Origin of the sequence: Halanaerobium congolense (assembly GCF_004366375.1) — a bacterium.
Lineage (GTDB): Bacteria > Bacillota > Halanaerobiia > Halanaerobiales > Halanaerobiaceae > Halanaerobium > Halanaerobium congolense.
Genome location: NZ_SOEF01000004.1, coordinates 94346 through 116818 on the forward strand (window position 1 = coordinate 94346; position 22473 = coordinate 116818).

Below are 22473 nucleotides of genomic sequence, written 5' to 3' on the forward strand. Positions count from 1 at the left end.
CCGTTTTTTGATTTCAGGGCAGAAAACTGAAATATTAAGGAGGAAAGAGATGAAGAACAGAGAAGAATTTTTAGAATTAACAGCAGAATATAATCTAATTCCAATTTATGATGAGTTTATTGCAGATATCGAAACTCCTATTTCTTTATATAAAAAATTAGCTTTAAATAAAGACTACAGCTATCTTTTAGAGAGTTCAGAAAATGACCGCTACTCTTTTATTGGTCTCAAGCCGGCAGCAGTCATCAAAAACTATAATGATCATTTAGAGGTGATTAAAGCTGGTAAAAAAGAAAATTTAATTGGGCAGGAGATAGTGCCCTATCTTCAGCAGCAGTTGGCCGAACTTAAAGTTTATGAAAATGAGAAATTACCCCCTTTTTCCGGCGGCTTTGTTGGCTATTTTAATTATGAGATGATAGAAAGATGGGAGCAAATTTATCATTTAGAAGCAGATAAAGAATTAAAGAAAGATAATACTCCTCTTAGTCTGCTGGTAATGAGCAAGATAATTCTGGCCTATGATCATCTGCATAATACAGTAAAAATCATAAACAATCTTAAAGTTGATCAGGAGTTAAGTAGAGGTGAAAAAGAAAAAATATATCTACAGGCTAAAGAAGAAATTAAAAAGGTGAAAACTGAGATCGAAAACAGCAGTTCTGAATTGAAGCCTAAAAAAATTAAGTTAGACAGCAGAGAGAAAAAAATATTAAAATCTAATACTTCAAAAAGAGAGTATAAAAAGATGGTAGAAAAGGCAAAAGCACATATTAGGGCAGGAGATATTTTTCAAATTGTACTGTCTCAGAAATTTTCTATAAAAAATGATCTACCTCCTTTTAAGATATATCGGGCTTTAAGGTCAGTAAATCCTTCTCCTTATTCCTTTTATTTGAATTTTCCTGAGATTAGAATCATTGGTTCTTCACCAGAAGTACTGGTCAGAGTTAGAGGTCAGAGGGTAATGACCAGGCCGCTGGCAGGAACCAGACCTAGAGGTAAAGACAGCAGAGAAGATCAGGAACTGAAAATGGACCTTTTAAATGATGAGAAAGAAAAGGCTGAGCATACAATGCTTTTAGACCTCGGCCGCAATGATCTAAGCCGAATTGCTGCTCCCGGAAGTGTGGAAGTCACAGAATTGATGGAGGTTGAATTTTATTCAAAGGTAATGCATATTGTTTCTCAAGTTGAAGCTGATTTAAGAGAGGGGCTGGACAGTCTGGATGTGCTGCAGGCAGTTTTTCCCGCTGGTACGGTTTCAGGTGCTCCTAAAATAAAGGCAGTCGAACTGATTGATGGACTGGAAAAAGAAGCACGGGGAGTTTATGCAGGCACTATAGCTTATTTAAGTTTCAATGGTAACTTAGACAGCTGTATTACAATCAGGACTTTTTCTTTAGTCGAAGGCAGGCTTAACTTACAGGTTGGAGCTGGAATTGTCGCTGATTCGGATCCGATCAAAGAATATCAGGAGACACTTAGCAAAGGGCAGGCTCTATTTGAGGCTCTAAAAGTGGTCAGAGAGGATGGTATCCGTGATTTTAGTAATTGATAATTATGATTCTTTTACTTATAATTTAGTCCACCTGCTGGAAGGATTTGACCAGGTAAAGGTTCTGCGCAATGATAAGTTGAGTGTTGAAGATGCAGCAATTATGGCTCCAGATAAAATTATAATTTCACCGGGGCCCGGTCGACCAGATGATGCTGGAATTTCGAAAGAGCTGATCGAGTATTTTAAGGATAAAATTGATATTTTAGGAGTCTGCCTTGGTCATCAGTGTATTGGGGAGGTTTTTAGTTCAGAAGTTGTTGAAGCAGATAGAATTGTACACGGCAAAAGCTCAGCTATAAAAAAAGTTAAAGATGACAAATTATTTGCTGGGATTGAAAACGGATTTTTGGCAGCTCGCTATCATTCTCTGATAGTTGATCAAAAAAGCTTAAGTCCAGAACTTGAGGTGCTGGCAGAAAGTGAGGAAGGTGAAATTATGGCCTTAAAGCACAGAGACTATCCTGTATATGGAGTCCAGTTTCATCCAGAATCAATTTTAACTGAGGTTGGAAGAAAGCTAATTAAGAATTTTTTAGAGCTTTAATTTAGAGAAAAAAATAAAATGTTTTAATTTAAATAAATTTTAAAGGTTTTAGCAAAATTATTTTTAAAAAATTAGCTGAGATGAGAATTAGTTTTAGAGGAGGAGAGAAGATGTTTAATAAACATTTAGATAAAGTAGTGAGCAGAGAGAATTTAACATTAGCTGAGATGAAAGAAGCAATGTCAATGGTGATGGAAGGAAAAACTACAGACAGCCAGCTGGCAGCTTTTTTGGTTGGTCTGAGGATGAAGGGAGAAACAATTGATGAGATAACCGGAGCAGCAAGTGTAATGCGCAGTAAGGCAGCCGGAGTAAAAACTGAAGCTAGGGATTTGATCGACAGCTGTGGAACCGGTGGTGATGAAAAAGGAACCTTTAATATTTCTACAACCACAGCTCTGGTAATGGCAGCCGGTGGTCTGAATGTTGCCAAACACGGCAACCGCTCAGTTTCTTCAAAAAGCGGCAGTGCTGATCTGCTGGAAGCTTTAGGAGTGAAAATTGATTTAAGTCCTGAGGCGGCAGGAAAGTGTTTGGATGAAATTGGAATATCATTTTTGTTTGCACCTCATTTTCATCAGGCAATGAAATATGCGGTTGGCCCCCGCAAAGAACTTGGTTTAAGAACTATTTTTAATATTTTAGGACCATTGACCAATCCAGCAGAAGCTGATTATCAGATACTGGGGGTCTATAAAGAGGAATTGGTAATGCCGCTGGCCCATGTTCTCAAAAACTTGGGATTAAAATCAGCAATGGTTGTTTACGGTGCCGGTGGAGTAGATGAGCTCTCCCTGGCAGGAGAAAATAAGACAGCCTATTTAAAAGATGGAAAAATTAGAGAATATAATTTTAGAGCAGAAGATGCCGGACTTAAAGCTGCATCACTAGAATCAATTTTAGGAGGAGAGCCGGAAGAAAATAAAGAAATTACCTTAGATATTTTGCAGGGTAAAAAAGGTCCTAAAAGAGATGTGATTCTGCTTAATTCAGCAGCAGCATTTTTGGTCGAGGATAAAGTTGAGAGTCTGCGGGAAGGTGTACAGCTGGCAGAAGAACTGATAGATAGCGGTAAGGCTATGCAAAAATTAGAAGAACTGATTAATTGTAGTAACTCACTTGACAGCAGCTCTAGGGCGGTATCCTAAATGATTTTAGATAAAATTGTAGAGCATAAAAAGAAAGAAGTCAAAGAACTTAAAACTAAGAGAAGATCCTTAAAAGAGAAGCTGGCTTCAGATAAGATTTCACTGCTGGCAGAAATCAAAAAGGCCTCACCCAGCAAAGGACTTATTCAGCCAAATTTTAAACCGGATGTACAGCTTAAAGCTTATGAAAAGGCAGGTGCTGCAGGGATTTCAGTTTTAACTGACCAGAAATTTTTTCAGGGAAACAATCAGATTTTAAAGCAGATGAGAAAACTGACTGAGCTGCCGATTTTAAGGAAGGAATTTATTATTGATCCCCTGCAGGTTTATGAGAGCTTTTTTATTGGAGCCGATGTAGTGCTCTTAATTGCAGCAATTTTGACTGATCAGGAGTTAAATAAATTTTTAGATATCTGCAGAGAGCTGAAGTTGGAAGCAATAGTTGAGGTGCACAGCCTGGCGGATTTAAAGCGAGTTTTAAAAACTGAGGCGGAGATAATTGGAATTAATAATCGTGATTTAAATGATTTTAGTGTTCAACTTAAAACAACAGCAGAGTTAGCTGCAGAATTGGAGAAGCTTGGGGAGAGAGACAATCATTATCTAATTGCTGAAAGTGGAATTAAAACTAAAGAAGATTTAGATTTTTTAAAAGAAATTGGAGTAGACGGAGTTTTAATCGGAGAAACATTAATGAGAGCAGAGTCTCCAGCAGCTAAAATCAAAGAATTAGGTCTCAATTAATTTAGAATAAAATTGTGGGGTGAATATTTTGTTAGAGAACAGAACAATGATTAAGCTTTGTGGAATGACCCGGGGAGAAGATGTTGCCTATGCAGTTAATACTGGAGTTGACGCTATGGGTTTTATTCTGGCGAAAAGTCCGCGGCAGGTTACTCTAGAAAAGGTTAAAGAATTAACCGATAATCTGCCGCCTTTTATCGCTCGGGTAGCAGTTGTGGTTAATCCTGAGCTGGAAAAAGTAGCAGAGATTGAAAATAGCGGTTTATTTGATTATATTCAGTTTCACGGCAGTGAGGAGCCGAAAATGCTTGCCAGAACAGTTTTGAAAAGTATTAAGGCCATTTCTATTGCAGCTCAAGAAGATCTGACAGAAGTTGAAAAGTATCTAGAAAGTGCTGATTATCTCCTTTTTGATACAAAAATTGGCAGTCAGAGTGGAGGCACAGGCCAGAGTTTTAACTGGTCTCTGATCAGAGAACTGGAGCTGCCCTATATACTTGCCGGCGGTCTGGGAGCAGATAACATAGAAGAAGCTCTTAAACAGCTAAAACCCTTAGCTGTTGATATTAACAGCAGAGTGGAAGCTGAACCAGGTAAGAAAAATAATCATCTGGTTAAAAAAACAGTAGAGAAAATAAAAAAATTTAAAAAATAGGGTGAACTTAAACAAAAATTTAATTAATTTTCATTTGAAAGGAGTAGAGAAAATGAGCAGAGGTTATTTTGAAGAATTTGGGGGACGCTTTGTCCCAGAAACTTTAATGCCGGCTTTAGACGAGCTGGAAGAAGTTTATTTAGCATTGAAAAATGATCCGGAATTTATTAATGAATTAAAGGCACTGCTTGCTGACTACAGCGGCAGGCCGACTTCTTTATATTATGCAGAACAGCTGACTAAATACTATGGGGGAGCAAAGATTTACTTGAAGCGTGAAGATTTAAATCACACAGGTGCTCATAAAATTAATAATACTTTAGGACAGATCCTGTTGGCCAGAAAGATGGGTAAAAAAAGAATAATAGCTGAAACTGGAGCCGGTCAACATGGAGTGGCAACTGCCACCGTGGCGGCCCGCTTTAATCTAGATTGCAAAGTCTATATGGGAGCTGAAGATATTGAAAGGCAGGCACTTAATGTTTATAAAATGGAAATGCTGGGGGCAGAAGTTATTCCAGTTACCAGCGGCAGCCGAACATTGAAAGATGCCACAAACGAAGCGATACGAGATTGGGTAACCAATGTTGAAAATACTCACTATATCATTGGTTCTGTAGTTGGACCCCATCCTTATCCGGAGATGGTTCGTGACTTTCAGCGGATTATAGGAGATGAGACTAAAGAGCAGATTAAAGAGAAAGAAGGTAGGCTGCCGGATTATATCTTAGCCTGTGTTGGCGGTGGCAGTAATGCGATGGGAATTTTTTATCCTTTTGTAGAAGACAAAGAAGTTAATTTAATCGGGGTTGAAGCTTCTGGTAAAGGAATTGACAGCGGTCAGCATGCAGCTACTTTAACTGCCGGTCGGGTTGGAGTTTTACACGGCAGTAAATCCTATCTGCTGCAGGATGATGATGGACAGATTATTCCAGCCTATTCTATTTCTGCTGGTCTTGATTATCCAGGTGTCGGTCCAGAGCACAGCTATTTAAAATCAATTGAGCGGGTAAAATATCATTCAGCATCTGATCTGGAGGCAATAGCTGCTTTTAAATTGTTAAGTGAAAAAGAAGGGATTATTCCTGCACTGGAGAGCTCCCATGCTCTCTCATATTTAGAAAAACTGGCTCCAGAACTTGATCAAGATCAGCTAATAGTTGTTAATCTTTCGGGTCGGGGAGATAAAGATATTAATAATTTCAAAAAGATCAGGGAGGCTGAAAAAGATGAATAAGATTACAGCACAGTTTCAAAATAAAAATGCTCTGATTACTTATATTAGTGGTGGTGATCCCAGCCTGGAGATGACTGAAAAACTGATCTACAAGCTGCAGAATGAAGGTGTAGATCTTATAGAAATTGGGATTCCTTTTTCTGATCCTTTAGCTGATGGTCCGGTTATTCAAGAAGCCTCACAAAGAGCCCTAAAAGCTGGAACTACTTTAAAAAAGTTAATAGCAAAACTAGATAAAATTCAAAATCGAGTTGAAGTCCCATTAATACTAATGGGATATTATAATTCAATTTTAAATTATGGAGAAAAAGAATTTGCTAGAGATATTTCAAAGGCTGGAATTTCAGGGGTAATTGTTCCTGATCTGCCGGTTGATGAGCGAGCAGATCTATTTAAATATCTAGCTGAATTTGATATTTCTCAAATTATGCTGGTAACTCCCAACACTTCCGAGCAGCGCTTAAAAAAGATATCAGCTAAAAGTTCAGGCTTTCTCTACTGTGTAGCCCACTTGGGGACAACCGGTGATGATCAGCAGGGAATTTATCCTGAATTAGAAACATATTTGAATCGAGTTCGCAAAACAGCAGGTGAACTGCCGCTGGGGCTGGGCTTTGGTATTGATGGCCCGGAAAAGGCAAAAAAAATAATTGATTATTCTGATGGAATTATTATCGGTAGTGCGCTGATAAAAGTTATTCAGGCTGGTAATAATGAAGATGAAATGTTAAATAATGCAGGGCAGTTTGTAAAGAGCATAAAAAGCAAATTATAAAAATGAAAACTTAAAGAATAGATGAGAAAAATAAAGAAAATGAAAATAAAATCGAAATAATTCTTGACAGTGATGTCTCAGAATGCTATACTATGGGAGATGGAGAAAAAAACAAGTAAGAATTCCATCGTTAAAAATTAGGAGGAATTTATTTAATGATTTACACAGGAACAGTTAAGTGGTTTGATGGGAAAAAGGGATTTGGATTTATTGAAAGAGAAGACGGAGACGACGTGTTCGCACACTTCTCAGCTATTGAAGAAGACGGTTTCAAAAACCTTGAAGAAGGTCAGGAAGTAGAATTCGAAATCGTAGAAGGCGATCGCGGCCCACAAGCTGCTAATATCGTTAAATTATAAAGCATAGATAGTTTTATGAATTTAAGGCTCTGTTCATTCAATTGGACAGAGCTTTTCTAAACTATTAGCTTTATTGTAACCGGATTTAAGAATTGGATTGAAAATTGTAATTTAAGTTACAAAATGTCATTGAGCGGCTAAATGACGGTCTATAAAAATGAAAATTAAAGCAAGAAAAAAATAATTTGAAATAATTGTTGACAGAAGCATTTTATAATGCTAAACTGTAAAAGATGGAAAACAAAAAACAAGTAACACTTCCATCGTTAATAATAGGAGGAATTTATTTAATGATTTACACAGGAACAGTTAAGTGGTTTGATGGGAAAAAAGGTTTTGGCTTTATTGAAAGAGAAGATGGAGACGACGTGTTCGCACACTTCTCAGCTATTGAAGAAGAAGGTTTCAAAAACCTTGAAGAAGGTCAGGAAGTAGAATTTGAAATCGTAGAAGGCGATCGCGGCCCACAAGCTGCTAATATCGTTAAGTTATAAAGCATATAAAAGTTTTATAATTAAGAATTGTAAGCCCTGATTACTTTTTTAAGTGGTCAGGGTTTTTCTAATTATAGTAGAAAAAATGTAATATTTTAAAATAATTTAAAATTATTACATTATTATAGTTAAAAGTTTTAATTTTTTTGTATTAGTTTGGATAATATTATGGGAAAAGATATAAAATAAGGAAGTTAAATTTAACTTTATAAGAGAAAGGGTTTTTAATGTGGATAAAAGAGAAATAATAAATCTGGCAGTTATTGCTCATGTTGATGCCGGTAAGTCAACCCTTGTTGATGCTTTTTTAAGTCAGAGTGGAGTTTTTAGAGAAAACGAAGAAGTTGTAGATTGTATAATGGACAGTAATGATCTTGAGCGTGAACGGGGAATTACAATTTATTCTAAAAACTGTGCTATTGAGCATAAAGGTGTAAAAATTAATATTGTTGACACTCCAGGTCATGCTGACTTTTCTTCAGAAGTAGAGCGCGTTATTAAAGCAGTAGACTCTGCAATTTTAATTGTTGATGCTTCCGAAGGTCCAATGCCGCAGACTAGATTTGTCTTGAAGAAATCTTTAGAAAAGGGAATTAAACCAATTGTCTTTATTAATAAAATAGATAAAAACAATCAGCGGGCAGAAGAGGTTCATGATGAAATTATTGATCTTTTTATTGAGCTTTCTGCAGATGATGATCAGCTAGAATTTCCTGTAATTTATGGTATTGCAGTGGAAGGAAAGGCATTTTTTGAGTTAGATCATGAAAGTGAAAATTTAGATCCACTTTTTGAAACAATTATTGATAGTGTTGAAAGCTATCCTGATTTAGACGATGAGCCACTGCAGATGCAGATTTATGATCTGGCTTATGATGATTATCTCGGGAGAATTGGTATTGGCCGTGTTTATAAAGGAACACTTGAAGATGGTCAGCAGGTTGAAGTCTATAAGCGTGATGGCTCAACTAAAAAGGGAAAAATAACTAAGTTATCTGTTTATGAGGGTTTAAAACAGAATGCAGTTGAGGAAACTCACAGTGGAGAAATTGTATCAATTGCTGGCATCCCAGATATTTCAATCGGAGAAACAGTTTGTGAAGTAGGTAAAGTTGATCCACTGCCGATGATAGAAATAGCTGAGCCAACGCTGGCTATGTATTTTCTAGTAAATGATTCTCCTTTTGCTGGTCTGGAAGGTGAATATTTAACTACCCGCCATCTTAAAGCTCGACTGGAAAGAGAATTAGAAGTTAATGTTGGCCTGCGGGTTGAGAAAGCTGAAAACACAGAAGCCTTTAAAGTATCCGGCCGAGGTGAGCTGCATCTTTCAATCTTATTAGAAAATATGCGCCGTGAAGGTTATGAAATTTCTGTTTCCAAGCCTGAGGTTTTAATGAAAGAAATTGATGGTAAAAAACATGAACCAATTGAAAAAGTAATGGTTGAGCTGCCGGAAAAATATTCTGGTACTGTAATTAATAAATTAAATCAGCGTAAAGGAATCATGCATTCTATGATGCCTGAAGGTGATTATTTACATTTGGAATATTTGGTACCGACTAGAGGTTTAATTGGTTTCAGAAGTGAGTTTATCAATGATACCAGTGGTGAAGGTACTCTGATTCGATCTTTTGAAAAATATGAACCATTTAAAGGTGAGGTTCCAAAACGAAAAAATGGTGTATTAATATCTAATCAGCAGGGAACTGCTATGGGATATGCGCTTTCTAATTTAGAAGATAGAGGAGAAATGTTCATTGAACCAGGAACTAAGGTATATGAAGGTATGATTATTGGCCTGCACAGCCGTGAGAATGACCTGACTGTAAACGCCTGTAAAAATAAGAAGCTGACAAATGTAAGAGCTTCTGGTTCTGACGATTCTATTAATCTAGCACCAGCTAAGAAATTCACTCTGGAACAGGCTTTAGAATTTATAGAAGATGATGAACTGGTAGAGATTACACCTGAGGCAATTCGTTTGCGTAAAAAAATATTAAATGAAAAAATGAGAATTAGAAACAGCAAATAGAAATAAATATTAATTAGTATTTTATCCGACTGAGGTCAAACTTGGTCGGATTTTTTGTTGAAATTTAGCGAATTATAAGAAAATAACAAATAAAATATTAAAATTAAGTTAAAAATTAACTATATTTAATAAAAAAAGCAGGAAAATCATTTTATAAATAGAATTAATATAATTAGTAAGTATTATATTTTACTGAAATCTAAAAATATGTATTCTTGACAGAACATTATTTAAGATGTTATACTATTAATAATAATTATTAATAAATGGAGGTAGTTAAAAGATGGTTAATAATGATATGACAGCTCAAAATTTACGTTCTGCTTATGCTGGCGAAAGTATGGCTTATCAGCGTTATAAGATTTGGGGCCAGAAAGCAGCAGAAGAAGGATTCGAAAATGTAGCACTTTTATTTGATGCTATTGCTTATGCTGAAGAAGTTCATGCAGGCAATCATTTTGCAGCTCATGAAAATGTTGAAGGAGGCTTTTTAGTTGCTGGTGGTGGCGAATTTGGGTTAGGTACAACTTCAGAAAACCTTGTTGGCGCTATTGAAGGTGAAGAAGGTGAAGTTGAGCAGATGTATCCTACATACAGTATTGTTGCTAAAGAGCAAGGGGAATCAGATGCAGTGCGTTCATTCCACTATGCCTTAGAAGCTGAGCAGATCCATGCTAAACTTTACCGAGATGCTAAAGAACATGTTGATAATGGTGAAGATATAGAATTAGAATATGTCAGCATTTGTGAAGTTTGTGGCCATACAGTTGTAGATGGTTTACCAGAAAAATGTCCTGTTTGTGGAGAACCTAGTTCAGCTTTCCGTAAGTTTACTAAGTAATTATATAATGAAATCAAATTTTCTAAATTAATATTAATATTAATTTAGGTATTTAATAATCAACTAAAATCTATAAGGAGGAATTTTAAAATGGGTTATTATGATCTTAAGAAGTTAGAAAACACTGGTGAAGACAAGACAGCCTTAGAGAAGAAGCATGTTCCTTATATCCAATGTCCTGATGAAGTTAAAAAAGGTGAATACTTTGAAGTCAAAGTTACTTTTGGTAAGGAAATCACTCATCCAATGGGTCCAGATCATTATATTCAGTATTTTGATCTATATGCTAATTATGCAAGTCTAGCTAGAGTAGAATTTACTCCTGATATGAAAGCAGAAGCTACATTAAATCTTAAATTAGAAGAATCATGTGATTTAAATGTATATGCATTCTGTAACCTTCATGGTCACTGGGAAGGTAGAAAAGAAATTAAAGTTGTAGAATAATAATTACTGATAAAATTCAAATAAGTACTTAACTGCCGCCCTTTGTGGGCGGTTTTTTTTTGATGACTTAAAATATCTAAATAATTATTTACAAATCTAAATAAATATGCTATACTTTATTTAAACAATAATTTATAAATATAAATAAAAATTTAAAAAAGGAGGTGCTGACAATAGAAAAATTAACTGAAAGAGAAAAAGAAGTGCTGGCTCTGATCAAAAAAGATGCAACAATTAGTAGAGAAGAAATTGCAAACAAACTTAAAATTTCAGAATCAGCGGTAGGTACATATATCCATCATTTAAGCACCAAAGGCTACCTTTTAGGCCGCGGTTATATCACAGCCCCTGAACAAAAAGTTGTAATCGTTGGAGGAGCTAATCTAGATATCAAAGGTTATAGCCCTAACTATATAAAAGGAAGTTCCAGTCCTGGCTGGATCAAAGAAAGTTCTGGAGGAGTAGGACGCAACATTGCAGAAGATCTTGCGCTTTTAGAGCAGGAAGTTGTACTCCTAACAGCAGTAAGCAGTGATCATTTTGGTGATCAATTAAAAGTAGAAACAGAAGCTGTAGGAGTGGATATTTCTCATTTTAAGACTACACCGGCTCAAGATTATAAAACTGGAGTTTATCTGGCACATATGGATCAAAATGGTGATTTGATTGGTGCAGTAAACGATATGAGAATTTTAAAAGAAATCGACAGTAATTATTTAAATAATAAGCGAAAAATCATTGAAACGTCCTCAATGCTTATTTTTGACACGAATTTAGAAGAAAATATAATTTCTTTTTTATTAGAATTAGTAAAAGACAAAAAAATGATAAAAATAACTGATGCAGTTTCAGTTGAAAAGTCTTTGAAATTAAAAGGTAAATTAACTGAATTGGATTATTTAAGAGCTAATCTTGATGAAGCTGAAGTTATACTTGATATAGTTAATATAGTTAAAATGGAAGATTCGGAATCTGCTCAAAAAATGGATCTAGAAGCAAGACTTGAGCGTTTAAAAAGAGAATATTCTCGGAACAAAGAGCTGCCGGAGATGATTATTAGTGCCGGTCAAAATGGAGTCTATTATTTGAGCCAGTCTGAAGGTGAAACGGAATTAAGGCATTTTGAGGCTGTAAAAGTCAGCAGTAATGAAATAGTAGAAACAACCGGTGCAGGTGATGCATTAACAGCAGGATTTGCAGCCGGAATTATGAATGAAATGTCTATCAACGAGGCAATAAAATTAGGAATTAAGGCTTCAGCACTGACGGTAAAATCTGAACTGACCTGTAGTCCTGATTTGAGTAAATTAGTATAAAAAATTATGGAGGTAGTAAAATGAAATACTTAGAGAAATATTTAGAAATCAAAGCTGAGGTAAAAGAAGCACTGGAATCTGGAAAACCTGTTGTGGCATTGGAATCAACAATTATTGCTCATGGAATGCCTTACCCCCAGAATATTGAAACAGCTTTAGAAATTGAAGATATTATTAGAGCAAATGGAGCAGTACCGGCAACAATTGGAATTATTGATGGTAAGATAAAAGTTGGATTAACAAAAAAAGAAGTTGAATTTTTAGGTGAATCCGACGAAATAGTTAAAGTCAGCCGACGCGATTTACCAGTAGTATTAGCAGAAAAGAAGCATGGAGCAACAACAGTAGCTGGGACTATGATTGCAGCAGATTTAGCTGGAATTAAGATCTTTGTTACCGGTGGAGTTGGAGGAGTTCACAGAGGTGCTGAAACAAGTTTTGACGTTTCAGCCGATTTAGAAGAACTAAAGAAAACTTCAGTAGCAGTTATTGCTGCAGGAGCTAAATCAATACTAGATTTAGGTTTAACCTTAGAAAAACTAGAAAGTTTTGGGGTGCCGGTACTCGGCTATCAAACTGAAGAACTGCCAGCATTTTACAGCCGCCACAGTGGCTTTAATGTTGATTACAAATTAGAAAATCCTGAGCACACAGCTGATATTCTGCAGGCAAAATGGGAACTTGGTTTAGAAGGTGGAGTCTTAATTGCTAACCCAGTACCAGAAGCTGATGAGATCGAGTACTCAGTAATCAATGAAAAAATTGAGCAGGCTTTAACTGAGGCAGAATCACAGGGAATTTCTGGTAAAGAATTAACTCCTTTTTTACTTGACAGAATTAAAGAAATAACAGCTGGTAAAAGTTTGGAAACCAATATTGCTTTAGTTAAAAATAACGCTGTAGTAGGGGCTAAAATAGCCAAAGCCTTTGCAGCTAAAAATTAAATAAATTAACTATCAATAATTATTCTTGATTGATATACTTATATTATTGTGGTAATATTAATTAAAAGATACAGAGATGTTAGAATCAGGAAGTGAAAAAATGCGGAACTATATTATAAAGAGAATATTACTTTTAATTCCTATTTTATTTATTGTAGCTTTAATTGCTTTTTTTATCACAAATTTAATGCCTGGAGATCCAGTGCGTGTTATACTGGGGAACATGGCTGCAGAGGCAGAAATTGTCAGGGTTAAAGCAAGTTTAGGTCTTGATCAGCCATTGATTGTAAGATTTTTTAAATGGCTTGCTAATATAGTTAGAGGTAATTTTGGCGACTCACTTTATTTAAATGCACCGGTTTCTCAAGTTTTAGCAGAAAGAATTAGACCTACATTTTTAATTGCAGTTTTTGCCGAAGTATTTGGCATTACTGCTGGTTTGCTTTTGGGTATTCTGGCTGCGGTTAAACATAGAAAATTTTTAGACCAGTTTTCAATTACAATTTCGCTATTTGGGATCTCTATTCCAAGTTTTTGGCTGGCTCTAATCTTGATGTATATTTTTTCAGTTAGGCTGGGTTGGTTTCCAGTTAGCGGCTATGAGCCTTTTGCTGAAGCCGGTTTGGGCACTTTTAAATATATAGTTTTACCAGCTGTTACGCTTGCTTTTATGCAGGCCGGCTTAATTGCTCGTATGACTAGAAGTGCAATGCTGGATACTTTAAAACATGATTATATTAGAACAGCAAAAAGCAAGGGGCTTTCAACTTATTCGATAGTCTTTAAACATGCTTTGAAAAATTCAATGCTGCCGATAATTACTGTAATTGGTCATAACTTTGCAGTACTGCTGGGAGGTACCTGGATAGTGGAAACAATATTTGTGATTCCAGGCACTGGTTTTATGGCAATCAATGCAATCATGCGGCGGGATATTCCTGTTATCCAGGCTTCTATAATTTTTGTAGCCTTGATTTATGTAGTTTTAAATTTATTAGTAGATTTAAGTTATGCATTTTTAAACCCAAAAATTCGTTATCAATAAAGGGGTAATAAATTGCTATTTTTAAAGAAATATAAAAAATATGAACATTCATATATAACAACTTCAATTATAATTTTAATAATACTGATTTCTTTAAGCCTTTTTGCTCCTCTACTGACAGATTATAATCCTGTCAGAAATAATGCCAGAAATAGATTACAGCCACCTTCTAAAGAACATCTTTTAGGAACAGACCAATATGGAAGAGATATTTTCACCCGAATTCTTTATGGCCTCCGGACCTCAATTGAAGTTGGTATTTCTGTAGTTATTTTAACTGTTATCTTTGGCGGGGTAGTCGGCATAGTTGCTGGCTATTATCCTCAGATTGATAAGATAATTATGCGAGTTTTAGATGCAATGATGGCTTTTCCCGGTATTATTATTGCGATTTCACTGGCAGCTATCTGGGGAGCCGGCAAGCTGAATATTATTCTTGCTCTATCTTTTGCCTATTTTCCTAAGATGGCTAGAATTATTCGTAGTGCGGTAATTTCAATTAAAGACTTAGATTATGTTGATTCTGCACGAGCAGCAGGTGCTAATGATCTAAGAATTATCTTTAAATACATTCTTAAAAATTCGGCATCTCCTATTATGGTTCAGGCAACCTTTAATTTTGCTTTAGCTATTTTGGATGAGGCGGCACTTAGCTTTTTGGGGGTTGGTATCATGCCACCTGCGCCAAGTTTGGGAGCCATGGTAACAGATGCCAGGACATACATGGTAGTTGCACCCTGGATGATATTGGCTCCAGGTATGATGATCATTTTATCAGTTCTATCACTTAATTTGCTGGGAGATGGTATGCGAGATTTATTAGATCCACATTTAAAAAATACTTTAAAAAAATAAAAAGAGGTGTTTAAAAAATGAAAAAAAAACTAAGACTTAGTTTAATTGTTTTATTAATAGTTTTTTCTCTGCTGATTAGCTCAACAGTGCTGGCCCAGGAAGAAGACCGATTTGGCGGTACACTTAATACGGCTTTTCAGATGTCGGTTGCCCACCTGGATACAGATAATTCAACTGATTCTATGATTTCAGCGATGATGAATCATGTCTATGAAGGCCTATTTGAGTTTGATGAAAATCTTAATTTAACTCCACATTTGGCAGCAAGCTATGAGATAAAAGAAAATGGACTAGTTTATGATGTTAAATTAAGAGAAGATGTAAGAATGCATAATGGAGAGCTGATGGATGCTGATGATGTTGTAGCCTCTTTTAGAAGATGGTTAGAAATTAATAATGGTGGGCAGCTGGTGGCCCCCCACTTTGATGAGATTGAAAAACTTGATCAGTACAATATTCGTTTTAAATTTGAAGAAGTATATGCTCCATTTTTAAATATTCTGGCCTCACCGGTTTCCAATCAAAAGTTTGTAGTCAGAGCAGAGGAAGTTATCGACGAATTTGGCACTGATGTTATTGACCGTCATGTAGGTACCGGACCCTATAAATATGAAGAATGGGTGCCGGATCAAAAATTGGTTTTAACTCGTTTTGAAGATTATACTCCTAGCCCCCGTGAAGGTTCGTTTTTTGCCGGTGAGAGAATTCCATATTTAAATAAAATTGTTTTCAACTTTATCCCTGATGCTCAGGTTAGAGTTTCTGGGGTACAGACCGGACAATTCCATTTTGCTGAAGAGGTACCGAGAGATCAATATCAGATTTTTAAAATGGATCAAAATATTAAAAATGTAATTATTTATCCTGATCGAATGTCAATGTTGATTTTTAATAATGCGGAAGCTCCATTTGATAATAAGTATGCACGACAGGCAATAGCTTATGCTTTAGATTTTGAAGAGCTGGGTTATGCAATGATTGGTGATCCTCAGTTCTGGCGTCTGGAATCTGCCCTGCACGAAAAAGGAAATCCCTGGCATGTGTCTGATGCAGGCTCAGGTATTTACGGAGTTTATGATCCAGAAAAGGCAAAACAACTGCTTGAGCGGGCTGGTTATGATGGTCAGCCACTTGTTATTTTAAGTGGCCAGGATAATCAAATGGAAAGGCAGGGAGCAATTGCAATTCAGGATCAGCTGGAGAAAATAGGAATAGATGTTGAACTGCAGCTATTTGATCGTCCAACTGTTGTTGAAAGAAGAGCTAAAAAAGAAGGTTGGCATATGCATCTTTCTCCATTTATAAAAGTAGTTCCTGATCCTCAGATACACCAGGGATGGACAGGTACTAATAAATGGATTACAAACTGGGATAGTAAAGATTCCCGACAGATGGATCAAATTTTTGCAGAAATGCTGAGAGAGGTTGATTATGAGCAGAGATATAAAATTGTAGAAAGAATGCAGGCTGAACTCTGGGATTCTGTTCCTTACTTTAACATTTTAGATTACAGCCGCCTGCATATTAGGAGAACAGAACTTAAAAACTTCCAGGCAGGCTGGCAGCCTTTCTTCTGGAACACCTATCTGGAATAGTTAGAATAAAAATTACAAAAAATTACATGTAACGTGAACCTATCGTTTTTTGTTAAAAAAATAGTAAAAGCAGCAGTTTTGAGAAAGAAAAGACCTCTTAACTGCTGCTTTTTTTACATAAAACGATATAAATCGGGTGGTTTACGCTGCATATACGTCCATCCCACGAGCAAAGCTCATAAAACTATATCGTAAAAAAATGAAATTTATGAAGAAAACACAATTCTTTTGCCAGATGATTTGTTTTGCTGCTGTACCTGTACTATAATGAAGATAGTTAGAAAAACTTTAATGAGGAGGTCAAAAAATGAAGAAAAAAATAACTTTAATTTTGGTAGTATTGATGATTCTTTTTGCATTTGGTTCTGCTTTAACTTTGGCTCAAGACAGCACAGAAGAAAATCAAGAAACGGCTGTAGAAGAAACGCAGGCGGCTGCAAGTAGTATGGAAGAAACTGCAGCAAATGAAGAGGAAGAAGCTGCTGATGAGGGAGATACTGAAGAGGAATATGAAGTTAGTTATGAAAACCTTGAGGAATTGTTAACAGCTATTGATGAAAGTGAAGATTTAAATAATATTGAAAAAGTCACTTTAGAAAGAAAATTAACATCGTATGAAGAAAGTTTAAGTATTGAAACAATGACTTCAGTTACAAATAAAATTATGGACGAAGAAATTGATTTAGGACAGGGCTTTGTAATATTAAATAATTTAGAGCAAAGTTTAAATAATGGTGTTGAAGAAGAAAAGGCTTTAGAATTAATTAATAGTTATCAAAATGAAACTGATAATGGCCAGTTAAGTTTTCAAACTGCACTTGAACTGAGAAAGCTAAGTCGTGAAGATATTTCAGGTGAAAAAACAGAAGCATTTGCGGCTGAGATAGCATCTATTATAGAAGAGAATGGTGAGATTGAAACTTCTCAATTAAAACAATTAGCTGCAGAATACAGAAAAGAGGCAAGAGAAGAGGCAAGGGCTGAAAGAATAAATAATAGACAAAAAAATTCTAACTCAGCTTCAGAGAATGCTTTGGAAAACCGAGGGGAAAATAATGCTTCTCAAAACTCTGCCAAAAATAATAATAAAGGAAAAGGTAGCTCTAATAAAGGAAAGGGAAATAACAAAGGTGGATCATCAAATAAATCTCCTAATTCTAACGCAAATCAAAATGCAAAAAAATAGTCAAGATATTAACCCTACTGTAAAAGGTAGGGTTTTTTAAATGCATATAAATCTTGCAAAATAGTGCTGAAAAATATATACTTGTGATAGCATTAATAATTTAGGCAGCGATATAAGAATATAAGGAGGAATTAGGATGTCTGAAAAAGATAATTTAAGATTAAAACTGGATATTAACAATGTTTTTGCGGAAATGATTGGTGACGAGCATGGTTTAACTGTGGAGGAGCTAGAAGAAGCAAAAGAGGAAGCTTTAAAAGCACATCAGAACATTCTTGAGGCTGAAACAGATGGCAAGATGGGTTTTATGGAGTTACCTTACAATCAGGAAGAGATTGTAAAAGAACTTAAGGCAACTGCCGAAGAGTTAAAAGACAAATTTGACAATTTTGTAGTATTGGGTATAGGAGGATCTGCACTCGGAAATATTGCGGTTCAGACTGCAATAAATGATCCCCACTATAATTTATTTGAAGAAGCGCGTAATGGATATCCCCGTCTTTTTGTAAATGATAATGTTGATCCAGAAGGAATTAAGGCACTATTTGAGAAACTGGATCCAAAAAAGACTCTTTTCAATGTAATTTCTAAATCAGGAAGTACAGCGGAGACAATGAGTCAGTTTTTGCTGGCCCGCAAATTTGTTGCTGATGCTGTTGGAGAAGAAAATGTGGGTGAGCACTTCATTGCTACCACAAGTAAAGATTCAGGCTATCTCATTGAGATTGCAGCCAGAGAGAATATGAAGAAGTTCTTCATTCCCGATAATGTTGGTGGAAGATTTTCAGTTTTAACACCGGTAGGACTTTTATCAGCTGCTATGACCGGAGTAGATATTGAAAAACTGCTTGATGGTGCAGCTTATATGGATCAAATCTGTCGTCAGGATGATTTCTGGAAAAACCCTGCCTTAGTCAATGGTTTAATTCAGTATTTAGCTTATCAAAAAGGTAAGGTTATGTCAGTAATGATGCCTTATTCGGATCGTCTGCGTGATGTAGCTGATTGGTACAGACAGTTATGGGCAGAATCATTAGGTAAGGAAGTTGACCGCCAGGGCAATAAGGTTAATGTTGGTCCAACTCCAATTAAAGCCTTAGGTGCAACTGACCAGCATTCACAGGCACAGCTGTATATGGAAGGTCCTTTTGATAAAATAATTACCTTCCTGGAAGTAGAAAATTTTGCAGAAGAATTAGAAATTCCAGGAGCTTACAAAGATTTAGCAGGTCTTGGTTATTTAGGAGGCCACAGTTTTGCTGAATTGATTAATACAGAAAAATGGGCAACAGAGCTTGCTTTAAATAAAAGAAATAGAATGAATCAAACTCTTAAAGTACCTGAAGTAAATGAATTTACCTTAGGTCAGTTATTCTACTTCTTTGAATTCCAGACAGCTGTAACAGGTGAGCTATTAGATATTAATGCCTTTAATCAGCCGGGAGTAGAACTTGGTAAAAATTATACCTATGGTATTTTTGGTCGTGATGGCTACCAGGAGAAAAAAGATGAATATGAAAATTCTGCCAAGCATAAAGATGATTTAATTCTGTAATTAATGCCGGGGGAATTGCTATGAGTAGGGAAAAAGCAGATAATGAAAATTTAAATAAAGTAAAACTTTTTCAAGATACTGTACCACGGTCAAGGGTGCAGTTAGATGTAGTTAAAAAAGTAAGAGCTGCTGTAAAAAATATGCCGGCAGATCTCCCAGCAAAAATTATTGCATATCAAGATGTGATTAACGAAAATGGGGAATACTTTTTGCTTTATCAGGGCAGCAGCAGCTTAAAACCACTGGTTGAATACTTAAATCAGAATTCTATCAGTTCAGAGAAACTGCTGCAGGAAATGATCGAAATTTTAAAGCTTTTAAGAGATTTGGATTTGATAAAAAGGCTTTTTCCAAAAGGAATAAATGCAGCTAATTTTTATATTGATCAGCAGGAAAATATTTATTTGATGCCGGAGCAGATACACAGCAGTCAAAAAAATTATAATAATTTTGACTTTGAAGCACCTGCTGCTGAATATTTTAAACCGCCAGAAATAATAGCGGGTCAGACCTGGGATCAAAAGGCCTATATTTTCAATCTAGCTGCAGTTTTTTATTATTTTTTAACTTCGAAAACAATTTTTGGTGACGATGATCAGGCAAAAGTTTTAAATAAAATCCAGACCGAAAATATTTTGGAGCCTAAGCTTTTAGTACCGGAAATCAGTGAGCAGTTGAACAGTCTGCTTATGGAAATGCTGGACCGTGATGAAAATGAGAGATCAAATTTGGATTCAGTACTGCAGCAGCTCGAAAGTGCAGCATCTGCTGCTAGTTTTAGACTGCTTCCTTTTTTGAAACGAGAGAATTTAATTGAAAATAAGGTGCTTAAAAAAAAGAGGCAAAAGGAGAATATAAAGCTCTTTTTTCGACAGAGCTGGAAACCACTGCTTTTCTTTGTCATTTTATTTGCTTCTATTTTTTGGGGCTTAAGTTCGGGGCCGGCTCCGGTTATTACAGCTGAGGATTCACCTGCAGAAGTAGTCAATTATTTTTATGAGGCACTTGCTGCGAAAAATATTGGTCTGGCTAAAGAAGCAGCAGCCATTGATTTGGGTCAGATGGAGCGTCTAATTTCTGAAAGTCATGTAATTGAAAAAATGCAGACGGCCTACAGGAATCCTGAATTTGGGGAAGAGGTAAATCAAGTTTACAGCCTGGAGAATTTAAGGATAGAAGAAGTGTCGCATTCAACCAACAGCCGTAGTTTCAAAGCTTTTTATGAATTTAATTTTAGAGATAGGGAAAAACTTTATTCGGCTGCATTGGAAGATCAACTTTTTGTTGAAAAAATTGATGATATTTGGAGAATCACAGCAATTAAAGGTGATTTTAAAGCAATGATTGACGGAAAATATCCTTGGAGGGAAAAATAATGGATAAAAATTTATTTAAAAACCATGATTATGAAAAAATTAAAGATAATTTAGTTTCCTGGCTGCAGGAGAGGGTTGAAACAGCCGGTTTAGAGGGAGCAGTGGTTGGTTTGAGCGGAGGAATTGACTCTGCAGTTACTGCTAGATTATCCCAGCTGGCCTTTGGTGAAAATCTGCTCACAGTTATTATGCCCTGTCATTCCAGCAGCAGTGACCGGGAAGATGCACTAAAAATCGCAAATGAATTTCAGATGCAGGTAATTGAAAATGATTTAAGTGATGTTTATGATCATTTATTAGATGAGCTGAAGTCAACAGGTATTAAAGATGGTAAACTTGCTGAAGCAAATATTAAACCACGTCTGCGGATGACTTCCTTATATTATTATGCCCAGATCAAAAATTATTTAGTTATCGGAACAGACAACTGGAGTGAATTAAAAATAGGTTATTTCACCAAACATGGTGATGGAGGAATTGACTTGGCTCCACTTGGCTCTTTAGTTAAACATGAGGTCAAAGAGCTGGCCCAAGTTTTGGATATCCCTGCTGAAATTATAGAGAAAAAACCTTCAGCTGGCCTCTGGGATGGCCAGACAGATGAGTCTGAGATGGGTTTCAGCTATGAGGAGCTGGACCAGTACATTTTAAGTGGTAAAGCTGAACCAGAAGTTGAAGCAAAGATAAAGAAACTGGCTTCTAAAAACAGCCATAAAGTGGCACCAGTGCCAATTCCAAACCGGGATAAACTTTTATAATTTCTGAAACTGTTCAAGCAGAGGTGTAATTAAATGAAGAAGCTAATTTTAGCAATTTTAATAATTTCAATATTTTTAGTCAGCATTTCTTCAGCAGCAGCTGATTATCCAATTAAATATACAGATGATTTAGGACGGGAGGTAGTAATTAAAGCCGAGCCGGAGAGAATTATTTCGCTGGCTCCTGCTATTACAGAGATCATCTACGAACTTGGACTTGAAGATAAGCTGGTGGCTGTTAGTTCTGTCTGCGATTATCCCGAGGAAGCTTTGGCTAAAACAGAGGTGGGAAGGATTGATGAACCCAATCTGGAAAAGATAATTTCACTGGAGCCGGACCTTGTTATTGCAGAATCTGTCAGTCGAATTAGAAGTTTAGAAAGGTTAACTGAACTGGGAATTAAAAATATTGGTTTTAAACCTGACTCAATTAATGATACAATAAATATGATTGAGGATATTGCTTATTTAAGTGCTGCAGAAAGTGCTGGTCAAAAAATTACTGCAGCGATGGAAAAGGAATATCTGCGTTTGCAAAAATTAGTTGCTAAAAAGCTTGAAAATAATGAGCGCAAAAGAGTTTTTTACGAAATCTGGTCAGATCCGTTATACACTGCAGGTAAGGGAACTTTTATTGACAGTTTAATTCAGGCTGCAGGTGGTTATAATATTGGGCGGGAAGCCCAGGGGAGCTGGCCCACCTATAATTTAGAAAGTCTAATTGCTGCTGATCCAGAAGTTTATATCAGCAGCCAGCACAGCAATCCTCAGGGATTAACTTTAGAAGATCTGCGGCAGAAGAAAGTCCTGAGAGAAATTTCAGCTTTTAAAAATGACCGCGTTTATTTAGTTAATCAAGATTTAGTAAATAGACCTTCACCAAGGATCATTGAAGGTTATAAGGAGTTAATCAGAGCTATTTTTCCGGAACTAAAAAAGGAAATTAATTAGTTTTGTTGAATAGCAGATAGTGGTAGGCGAAGTCAAGACATTTTTAAACCTT

General features: G+C 35.9%; 22 protein-coding genes. All 22 read left to right on the top strand.

The window, feature by feature from the left end:
• Window positions 1-49 precede the first annotated feature (49 nt).
• The 22 genes from C7954_RS02670 to C7954_RS02775 all read left to right on the top strand — a co-directional run bounded on the left by C7954_RS02670 (window position 50) and on the right by C7954_RS02775 (window position 22421).
• On the top strand, window positions 50-1558 hold the full coding sequence (locus C7954_RS02670) for an anthranilate synthase component I family protein (protein ID WP_073157405.1): 1509 nt from the start codon (window positions 50-52) through the stop codon (window positions 1556-1558).
• Complete coding sequence (locus tag C7954_RS02675) at window positions 1542-2105, top strand: anthranilate synthase component II (RefSeq protein ID WP_073157408.1); 564 nt, start codon at window positions 1542-1544, stop codon at window positions 2103-2105. The genes C7954_RS02670 and C7954_RS02675 overlap by 17 nt, the downstream gene beginning before the upstream one ends.
• 110 nt (window positions 2106-2215) lie before the next feature.
• Window positions 2216-3253 carry an anthranilate phosphoribosyltransferase gene (gene trpD, locus C7954_RS02680; protein WP_073157410.1) on the top strand — a complete coding sequence of 346 codons (1038 nt, stop codon included), beginning with the start codon at window positions 2216-2218 and terminating at the stop codon, window positions 3251-3253.
• On the top strand, window positions 3254-3997 hold the full coding sequence (trpC, locus tag C7954_RS02685) for an indole-3-glycerol phosphate synthase TrpC (RefSeq protein WP_073157413.1): 744 nt from the start codon (window positions 3254-3256) through the stop codon (window positions 3995-3997). It abuts the gene before it with no gap.
• Between the two features lie 28 nt (window positions 3998-4025).
• Window positions 4026-4652, top strand: coding sequence for a phosphoribosylanthranilate isomerase (locus C7954_RS02690; protein ID WP_134058616.1), 627 nt, complete (start codon window positions 4026-4028; stop codon window positions 4650-4652).
• A gap of 52 nt (window positions 4653-4704) precedes the next feature.
• Window positions 4705-5889: a tryptophan synthase subunit beta gene (trpB, locus tag C7954_RS02695; protein WP_073157415.1), complete on the top strand. Its 1185-nt coding sequence runs from the start codon at window positions 4705-4707 to the stop codon at window positions 5887-5889.
• Window positions 5882-6664, top strand: a complete 783-nt coding sequence (gene trpA / locus C7954_RS02700) for a tryptophan synthase subunit alpha (RefSeq protein ID WP_089720121.1) — start codon at window positions 5882-5884, stop codon at window positions 6662-6664. The genes trpB and trpA overlap by 8 nt, the downstream gene beginning before the upstream one ends.
• A gap of 158 nt (window positions 6665-6822) precedes the next feature.
• The gene (locus C7954_RS02705) at window positions 6823-7023 is read left to right on the top strand and encodes a cold-shock protein (protein WP_208107117.1); all 201 of its coding nucleotides are present in this window, start codon (window positions 6823-6825) and stop codon (window positions 7021-7023) included.
• Window positions 7024-7316: 293 nt separating this feature from the next.
• Window positions 7317-7517: a cold-shock protein gene (locus C7954_RS02710; protein ID WP_208107116.1), complete on the top strand. Its 201-nt coding sequence runs from the start codon at window positions 7317-7319 to the stop codon at window positions 7515-7517.
• A gap of 229 nt (window positions 7518-7746) precedes the next feature.
• A complete protein-coding gene (gene typA, locus C7954_RS02715; RefSeq protein ID WP_089655834.1) occupies window positions 7747-9552 on the top strand; it encodes a translational GTPase TypA in 1806 nt (601 codons plus the stop codon).
• A gap of 283 nt (window positions 9553-9835) precedes the next feature.
• Window positions 9836-10393 (top strand): rubrerythrin family protein, encoded by a 558-nt coding sequence (locus C7954_RS02720; RefSeq protein ID WP_073157424.1) that lies wholly within the window; start codon window positions 9836-9838, stop codon window positions 10391-10393.
• A gap of 90 nt (window positions 10394-10483) precedes the next feature.
• Window positions 10484-10840: a class II SORL domain-containing protein gene (locus C7954_RS02725; protein WP_073157427.1), complete on the top strand. Its 357-nt coding sequence runs from the start codon at window positions 10484-10486 to the stop codon at window positions 10838-10840.
• Window positions 10841-11004: 164 nt separating this feature from the next.
• Window positions 11005-12156 carry a PfkB family carbohydrate kinase gene (locus C7954_RS02730; protein WP_073157429.1) on the top strand — a complete coding sequence of 384 codons (1152 nt, stop codon included), beginning with the start codon at window positions 11005-11007 and terminating at the stop codon, window positions 12154-12156.
• Between the two features lie 20 nt (window positions 12157-12176).
• Window positions 12177-13100, top strand: a complete 924-nt coding sequence (locus tag C7954_RS02735) for a pseudouridine-5'-phosphate glycosidase (protein WP_073157432.1) — start codon at window positions 12177-12179, stop codon at window positions 13098-13100.
• Window positions 13101-13200: 100 nt separating this feature from the next.
• Window positions 13201-14145, top strand: coding sequence for an ABC transporter permease (locus C7954_RS02740; RefSeq protein WP_073157435.1), 945 nt, complete (start codon window positions 13201-13203; stop codon window positions 14143-14145).
• A 12-nt stretch (window positions 14146-14157) separates the two neighbouring features.
• Complete coding sequence (locus tag C7954_RS02745) at window positions 14158-15000, top strand: ABC transporter permease (RefSeq protein ID WP_073157438.1); 843 nt, start codon at window positions 14158-14160, stop codon at window positions 14998-15000.
• A 17-nt stretch (window positions 15001-15017) separates the two neighbouring features.
• Window positions 15018-16595 carry an ABC transporter substrate-binding protein gene (locus tag C7954_RS02750; RefSeq protein ID WP_073157440.1) on the top strand — a complete coding sequence of 526 codons (1578 nt, stop codon included), beginning with the start codon at window positions 15018-15020 and terminating at the stop codon, window positions 16593-16595.
• Between the two features lie 307 nt (window positions 16596-16902).
• A complete protein-coding gene (locus C7954_RS02755; RefSeq protein ID WP_134058619.1) occupies window positions 16903-17781 on the top strand; it encodes a hypothetical protein in 879 nt (292 codons plus the stop codon).
• Window positions 17782-17917: 136 nt separating this feature from the next.
• Window positions 17918-19336 carry a glucose-6-phosphate isomerase gene (locus tag C7954_RS02760; RefSeq protein ID WP_089655829.1) on the top strand — a complete coding sequence of 473 codons (1419 nt, stop codon included), beginning with the start codon at window positions 17918-17920 and terminating at the stop codon, window positions 19334-19336.
• A 20-nt stretch (window positions 19337-19356) separates the two neighbouring features.
• Entirely contained in the window at window positions 19357-20712 is a 1356-nt protein-coding gene (locus C7954_RS02765) for a protein kinase domain-containing protein (protein ID WP_089655828.1), read from the top strand.
• Complete coding sequence (gene nadE / locus C7954_RS02770; protein WP_134058622.1) at window positions 20712-21470, top strand: NAD(+) synthase; 759 nt, start codon at window positions 20712-20714, stop codon at window positions 21468-21470. The genes C7954_RS02765 and nadE overlap by 1 nt, the downstream gene beginning before the upstream one ends.
• Window positions 21471-21503: 33 nt before the next feature.
• On the top strand, window positions 21504-22421 hold the full coding sequence (locus C7954_RS02775; RefSeq protein WP_089716376.1) for an ABC transporter substrate-binding protein: 918 nt from the start codon (window positions 21504-21506) through the stop codon (window positions 22419-22421).
• Window positions 22422-22473: the final 52 nt, after the last annotated feature.

Excerpts from the sequence above, each read along its gene's own strand:
- C7954_RS02670 (WP_073157405.1), top strand. The coding sequence starts at position 50 with ATGAAGAACAGAGAAGAATTTTTAGAATTAACAGCAGAATATAATCTA.
- trpD (WP_073157410.1), top strand. The coding sequence starts at position 2,216 with ATGTTTAATAAACATTTAGATAAAGTAGTGAGCAGAGAGAATTTAACA.
- trpC (WP_073157413.1), top strand. The coding sequence starts at position 3,254 with ATGATTTTAGATAAAATTGTAGAGCATAAAAAGAAAGAAGTCAAAGAA.
- trpB (WP_073157415.1), top strand. The coding sequence starts at position 4,705 with ATGAGCAGAGGTTATTTTGAAGAATTTGGGGGACGCTTTGTCCCAGAA.
- trpA (WP_089720121.1), top strand. The coding sequence starts at position 5,882 with ATGAATAAGATTACAGCACAGTTTCAAAATAAAAATGCTCTGATTACT.
- C7954_RS02720 (WP_073157424.1), top strand. The coding sequence starts at position 9,836 with ATGGTTAATAATGATATGACAGCTCAAAATTTACGTTCTGCTTATGCT.
- C7954_RS02725 (WP_073157427.1), top strand. The coding sequence starts at position 10,484 with ATGGGTTATTATGATCTTAAGAAGTTAGAAAACACTGGTGAAGACAAG.
- C7954_RS02735 (WP_073157432.1), top strand. The coding sequence starts at position 12,177 with ATGAAATACTTAGAGAAATATTTAGAAATCAAAGCTGAGGTAAAAGAA.
- C7954_RS02740 (WP_073157435.1), top strand. The coding sequence starts at position 13,201 with ATGCGGAACTATATTATAAAGAGAATATTACTTTTAATTCCTATTTTA.
- C7954_RS02750 (WP_073157440.1), top strand. The coding sequence starts at position 15,018 with ATGAAAAAAAAACTAAGACTTAGTTTAATTGTTTTATTAATAGTTTTT.
- C7954_RS02755 (WP_134058619.1), top strand. The coding sequence starts at position 16,903 with ATGAAGAAAAAAATAACTTTAATTTTGGTAGTATTGATGATTCTTTTT.
- C7954_RS02760 (WP_089655829.1), top strand. The coding sequence starts at position 17,918 with ATGTCTGAAAAAGATAATTTAAGATTAAAACTGGATATTAACAATGTT.
- C7954_RS02765 (WP_089655828.1), top strand. The coding sequence starts at position 19,357 with ATGAGTAGGGAAAAAGCAGATAATGAAAATTTAAATAAAGTAAAACTT.
- nadE (WP_134058622.1), top strand. The coding sequence starts at position 20,712 with ATGGATAAAAATTTATTTAAAAACCATGATTATGAAAAAATTAAAGAT.
- C7954_RS02775 (WP_089716376.1), top strand. The coding sequence starts at position 21,504 with ATGAAGAAGCTAATTTTAGCAATTTTAATAATTTCAATATTTTTAGTC.